Here is a 5,403-nt window from a genome sequence, read left to right on the forward strand (position 1 = left end):
GGTAATGGCCGCACAGGCAAATATTTTGCCTATCAGCACAGCAGCGTAAAGCCCGATGTGCTTACCACTGCCAAAGGTCTGGGCAACGGCTTTCCTGTTGGGGCGTGCATGGTGTCAGGTCGTGCTAAAGGGTTATTTACGGCAGGCTCACATGGCTCAACCTATGGCGGCACACCATTGGTCTCTCGCATTGTTTGTACTGTGTATGAGGCATTAACCGAAGAGGTTTTGGGTAACGCTGCAAAGCAAGGTCAAGCCATCAAGGATGCCATCATCAATAAATATGGCGATAAAGGTATCACCACGCGCGGGCTTGGCATGATGATTGGTATTGTCATGCCAGATGGCGTGGATTGTAGTCGTTTGGTGGATATTGCCCGTGATCGCCATCAACTGATCATTAATGTCACCGGCGGTAATGTCATCCGCCTACTGCCAGCGCTCAACATCAGTGTGGACGATACAAATACCCTTATCGAGAAGCTAACCACCCTGCTTGATGAGGTTTTATAAAATCATTCATGGCAATAAAAAACGCCCAATTTAGGGTGTTTTTTATTGCGTGGGATTATCTCCAACATATTTATAGATTCACAATTTTACTATAATCAAAGGCTTTATATTTATCAAATATTTGCTATCATAGAGCGATTTTTGTCTTTTTGGTGATGGTGAGGTCTGTCATGATTCACGCGCTTTGTGCGTCTTATGCTCGTTTGCTTGCGATTGGGCTGTGTACAGCATTGCTTGGTGCGTGCCAATCTTTGCCGAACTTGGCACACCTCGACAAAAGCCTTGCCATCACTCAAAAATCACAACTCGCCCATGCTCAGATTCAAACCCATAGAGTGCCAATTGCAGTATCTGAATCGGATTCGCGGCTTGGTGATGCCATCGATGAGCAGCGCCAAGACAACCCCTATCTATCAGGATATTATCCCATCGCCACTGGCGCCAATGCCTTTGCATCACGTAGCATCCTATCAGACATGGCAACCAAAACCATCGATATCCAATATTACATCTGGCATAATGATGAAGCTGGGCAAATGATGGTTAAAGACCTGTGGGAAGCTGCAGAGCGCGGCGTGATGGTGCGCCTCTTGCTCGATGACTTTAACAGTTCGCCCAAGCTTGATGAGCTGTTACTTGCCTTTGCCAAGCATCCTAACGTTGCGGTGCGCCTGGCCAATCCCATGCTGTATCGTAAGTTTCGTACGGTGAATTACCTAACCAGCCCTGCTCGCATCAATCGCCGCATGCATAATAAGAGCATGACCTTTGATAATCAGCTTAGCATCATCGGTGGGCGCAACATTGGCGATGAATACCTAAATAACGCCAAGAATAACAACTTTGCCGACATGGATGTCCTACTCATCGGGCCTGTGGTTGATGACATCACCACAAGCTTTGAGGAGTATTGGTCAGCATCATCAAGCTATGACATCGAGACTATCGTCAAGCCATCAGACAAGACCATCTTGGATGTGATAGATGCTGCCATCTTGCAGAATAATTATGCTGCCGTGGGTCAGCAAGCTCATGCCCTAAGAACGTATCGCCGTGCTGTGGAGACATCTACGATCAGCGAAGATCTGTTGAATAAACGTGTCCCGTTTCGTTGGGCGAAGATTGAATTCTTGGCAGATGATGCTGGCAAGCTCACTAAGACTGCTGATCTGGATGCGCATTTGGTGAATTTATTACAGGAAAGATTGGGCCGTCCTAATCAGCGGCTCAGCATCATCTCGTCTTATTTTGTGCCGACCAGAAATGGCGTCCGCACATTGAGCCGTCTTGCCAAAAGCGGCGTAAAAATCAGTATATTAACCAATTCATTCGACGCGACCGACGTCGGCGCGGTACATGCAGGCTACGGGCATTGGCGCCATGATCTGCTAAGTGCTGGTGTTGATCTATACGAACTTAAATCCACCGCTGTCAATGACAAACAAGATAACAATAAATTTTGGCGCACCAAACAAATCACTACCACCAGCCTTCACGCCAAAGCGTTCGCTGTGGATCATGAGCAAGTTTTTATTGGCTCTTATAACATCGATCCACGTTCTGCCAACTTTAACACTGAGCTTGGTGTGCTGATCTACGATGAACGGCTGGCAGAGCAGCTACACAACGCCCTGCGTAATCAGCGCCTACTCAATCAAGCCTATAAGGTCGTCTTGACCAAACAAAACACCTTAGAATGGCATACGCTAGAGGATGGGGAATACATCATCCATAAGAGCGAACCGAACATGAACCTAAAAGATCGGGCTGGCGTTGCCATCATGGGAACGATGCCCATTGACTGGTTATTATAAAAGCTTGGTAATAAATTTCGCGGTCTGACGGCTCCACTTGGTGCAATTAATTGAAATTTTGGTATAATTTTTGTGAAAATTAAGATACAATTTGTATAGATGTTCGCCCAAATTCTTCGATGGGCGCATCCCAAAGATGGTTTTAATTATGCACACTCACACAACTGAACTTCTAACCTCAAAACATTATCACATCATCGGCGTTGCAAGCTTATGCGCAGGCACTGCTTTTTTTGATTTTGCCTTATTTATTTATCTGTCCGATTTATTGTCCAAAGTGTTTTTTGGTAAGATTTCTGAATTTTGGGTGAGTCAATTGCACTTATTCACGCTGTTCGGCGCAGGCTACCTTGCCAGACCCATTGGCGGGTTCATGCTTGGTAGATTGGGAGACAATCAAGGCAGACGCATCGTACTAATTACAGGGCTATTAGGTGCGACCATCTTTACATTTGCCATTGCACTGCTGCCCACTTATTCATATCTTGGGGTATTTGCATCGCTTGCACTAATCACCGCGAGATTCTGTCAAGGATTTGCCATTGGTAGTATTGTTCCTACATCATGGGTTTTTGCCACAGAACATCTGCCCAGCAAGAACTTAGGGCTTGGGTGCGGCCTCATATGCGCAACCTGTATGCTTTTTTTGTTGGCGCTGATGGGTTTGGTGAATTTTGTGGAAAACACCCTAAGCTCTGATCAAATGATGAGCTATGGTTGGCGGATTTTGTTCTTGATTGGCGGTATTATTAGCTTATCAGCGACCTTATTGGTTCGACAGTTCGATGAGACACCCATATTCACCTCGCTATCAACACCCAATAAAGAGCTTGATTCGTGCATCGATGGCATCAGCCTTGAAAATGAACCATTTATAAGCAATCAAGCCAACCCTTCAGAACTTCGCAAGCCCACCAAGCTTGAGACAATTAAATCTCTATTTAAATACAACAGCTTTGGGTTCGGCGCTGCGATTTTCGTCTCATGGATCATCGCCAGCTTATCTATCTTCATTCCGATGCTGCTAACCCCACTGATTATCAGTAATTTTCGCATTTCTAAGGATGGTATTTATTTTGGCAGTGTGATCGGGCTGATCTTTATGATGTTCGGTGCGGTGTTTTTTGGGTTCTTGGTAGATAGAATGAACGCTGGGCGCGTGCTTGTGTTTGGTGGTATGTTTCTTATTAGCCAAGCACTGCTCTTCTTCTATCATCTGCGTGCTGGCGGTGAGTTAATATTGGCATGTTTTGCGCTGCTTGGCTTTGCCAGTGGTCTGATTGGTGCCCTGCCCTCTGTGCTGACCAGACTATTCCCAACCAGGATTCGACTGACTGGCATTGGTCTGTCTTATAATCTGGTGCATGCTGTGGTTGGGGGTGTTTTGCCCTTTGCGCTCGGCTATGCCAGTTTCTATTTTTCGTTCGCCCCTGCCGTGTATCTTACGTTGATTGGGCTTTTGGCGATATTCATTAGCTTCTTTGTGTATTATATTCCACGTTCGGACAGAGATATGAGTCGTTAGCGTTAATTAGAAATGATGCTGCCTGTCAGCTCCATCATCAGCGCCAGTACAGCGGTATTAAAAAAGAACGACAATACACCATGAAACATCCCAATGCGGCGCAGCTTACGGCTGGTAAAAGAAATATCAGACGTCTGCCCGCTGGCACCGATACCTAATGAAAAATACATAAAATCCCAATAATCAGGACTGTTCTCATACGGAAAATCCAGCGGATAATGCTCATTATTATTCGCATCATAATAACCATGCGCATAATAAAGCGCAAATAACGTATGTATGAACAGCCAAGCCATCACTAATGTGCCAAACGTCACCGCCAAATGAAACATGGAAAGCCACCCTGTCATCTGCGCCGATATTTTCATCTCATGCACGATGGCGATGATGCTCACCACCGAAGTTAAGCAGATCAGCACCAGCATGATGGATTTTTTCTCATATTCTGCGTGGGCACGCTTTTTGATTTTTTCAAGATCGATGACCGCAAACATCCGAAACGTCAGCAATAGATAAGTCAATAAAAACGCATCCCAAGTCAAAAGATAAATCGTCTCCCACTGGATAGATGGAATGAAGCGACGCAAAAATCTCACATCAGAGATCAGCACATAGACCATTGCTGCCGTCGTGATGGATGTAATCAGATGGATGCTATTTCTTAAAAGCTGCTTTAACTTATCAAATGTACTGTCTTTCATTTGCTTTAATTAATCATAAATGATGCGGTTATTTTAAATAAAATATCTCAAATTACAAAACCCGCCAATGACGGGTTTTTGATGTATGCCTTGACTGATATTAAAACTGTACAGTTTCCACGCCTTGATCACTTGCCTTTAGCATGATGTTGGCTGACTGAGCTGCAAAGATGCCATTACAGACCACACCAACGATGTTGTTTAGCGTCTTTTCAAATTCGGCAGGATTGCTGATGTCCAGATCATAAGTGTCCAAAATCACATTACCATAATCGGTCACAAACCCTTCGCGATAAACTGGATCACCACCCAGCTTGACCAACTCTCTAGCGACATATGATCGTGCCTGTGGCAAGACTTCTACTGCAATTGGGAATTTACCAAGCTTTTGTACGATCTTAGAATCATCAACCATGCACACAAACGACTTAGATGCTGCAGCGACGATTTTTTCGCGTGTAAGCGCGCCGCCACCGCCTTTGATCATGTTGCCCTGCGCATCAATCTCATCCGCACCATCGATGTACAAATCAAGTTCGCCTACAGCATTTAGATCAAAAATCTCAATATCCAGAGCACGAAGCTTGTCTTCGGTGACTTTGGATGATGATACTGCGCCTTTTAGTCGCACATCTGCCAATAACTCAATCAGGCAATTCACCGTACTGCCCGTTCCAACACCTAAAATCATGCCATCTTCGATATAGTTTAAGGCGGCTTTGGCGGCAGCTTGTTTTTGGGCAAGTTTTGGATCGACTGTGGTCATGATGCACCTAAGGGTAATGTCTATTGAGAAAATATTATTTTACGATAATTACATCAAAAATGATAGCATTCATTAAAATAATGA

At 44.8% G+C, this 5,403-nt stretch carries 5 protein-coding genes; 3 read left to right on the top strand and 2 right to left on the bottom strand.

Annotated features, from left to right (window positions below):
* The 3 genes from GY683_RS04050 to GY683_RS04060 all read left to right on the top strand — a co-directional run.
* A partial coding sequence (locus tag GY683_RS04050; protein ID WP_297287531.1) for an aminotransferase class III-fold pyridoxal phosphate-dependent enzyme occupies positions 1 to 513 on the top strand: 513 nt, incomplete at its 5' end.
* 170 nt (positions 514 to 683) lie between these two features.
* Positions 684 to 2,327, top strand: a complete 1,644-nt coding sequence (locus tag GY683_RS04055; protein WP_297287532.1) for a phospholipase D family protein — start codon at positions 684 to 686, stop codon at positions 2,325 to 2,327.
* Between the two features lie 148 nt (positions 2,328 to 2,475).
* Entirely contained in the window at positions 2,476 to 3,852 is a 1,377-nt protein-coding gene (locus tag GY683_RS04060; protein ID WP_297287533.1) for an MFS transporter, read from the top strand.
* A gap of 2 nt (positions 3,853 to 3,854) precedes the next feature.
* Here the strand turns inward: GY683_RS04060 and GY683_RS04065 are convergent, their stop codons facing one another.
* Positions 3,855 to 4,553 (bottom strand): DUF1345 domain-containing protein, encoded by a 699-nt coding sequence (locus tag GY683_RS04065; protein ID WP_297287534.1) that lies wholly within the window; start codon positions 4,551 to 4,553, stop codon positions 3,855 to 3,857.
* A gap of 100 nt (positions 4,554 to 4,653) precedes the next feature.
* Positions 4,654 to 5,319: a ribose-5-phosphate isomerase RpiA gene (rpiA, locus tag GY683_RS04070; RefSeq protein WP_297287535.1), complete on the bottom strand. Its 666-nt coding sequence runs from the start codon at positions 5,317 to 5,319 to the stop codon at positions 4,654 to 4,656.
* Between the last annotated feature and the right edge of the window lie 84 nt (positions 5,320 to 5,403).

Origin of the sequence: Moraxella sp., from assembly GCF_024227015.1 — a bacterium.
Lineage (GTDB): Bacteria > Pseudomonadota > Gammaproteobacteria > Pseudomonadales > Moraxellaceae > Moraxella.